This is a genomic window from Helicobacter pylori, from assembly GCF_006439795.1.
GTDB lineage: Bacteria > Campylobacterota > Campylobacteria > Campylobacterales > Helicobacteraceae > Helicobacter > Helicobacter pylori_CR.
This window is the reverse complement of the sequence record NZ_VEYL01000035.1, coordinates 1-860: the sequence shown is the minus strand read 5'-3', so window position 1 is coordinate 860 and position 860 is coordinate 1. Positions and strand designations below refer to the sequence as shown.

Sequence of the window (860 nt, the reverse complement as noted above, 5' to 3'; positions counted from 1 at the left end):
CCGGTTGCGCGTATGTGCAAGAAACCATAACGAATTTAACCAACAGCATCGCTCATTTTGGCACTCAAGCGCAGCAAATAGAGCAAGCGGAAAATATCGCTGACACTCTAGTGCATTTCAAATCTAGATACAGCGAATTGGGCAACACTTATAACAGCATCACCACCGCGCTCTCAAAGGTCCCTAACGCTCAGTCTTTGCAAAATGTGGTGAGCCAAAAGAATAACCCCTATAGCCCGCAAGGCATAGAAACCAATTACTACTTGAATCAAAACTCTTATAACCAAATCCAAACCATCAATCAAGAACTAGGGCGTAACCCCTTTAGGAAAGTTGGCATCGTCAGCTCTCAAACCAACAACGGTGCGATGAATGGGATCGGTATTCAAGTGGGCTATAAGCAATTCTTTGGCCAAAAAAGAAAATGGGGCGCTAGGTATTACGGCTTTTTTGATTACAACCATGCGTTCATCAAATCCAGCTTTTTCAACTCGGCTTCTGATGTATGGACTTATGGCTTTGGAGCGGACGCTCTCTATAACTTCATCAACGACAAAGCCACCAATTTCTTAGGCAAAAACAACAAGCTTTCTGTGGGGCTTTTTGGTGGGATTGCGTTAGCGGGCACTTCATGGCTTAATTCTGAGTATGTGAATTTAGCCACCGTGAATAATGTCTATAACGCTAAATTGAATGTCGCTAACTTCCAATTCTTATTCAACATGGGAGTGAGGATGAATCTCGCTAGGCCTAAGAAAAAAGGCAGCGATCATGCAGCGCAACACGGCATTGAACTAGGGCTTAAAATCCCTACCATTAACACCAATTACTATTCCTTTATGGGGGCTGAACTCAAATAC

At 43.4% G+C, this 860-nt stretch carries 1 pseudogene; it reads left to right on the top strand.

The window, feature by feature from the left end:
• Positions 1 to 860: pseudogene (gene babB / locus FIM66_RS07980) on the top strand (Hop family adhesin BabB); the annotation flags it as partial.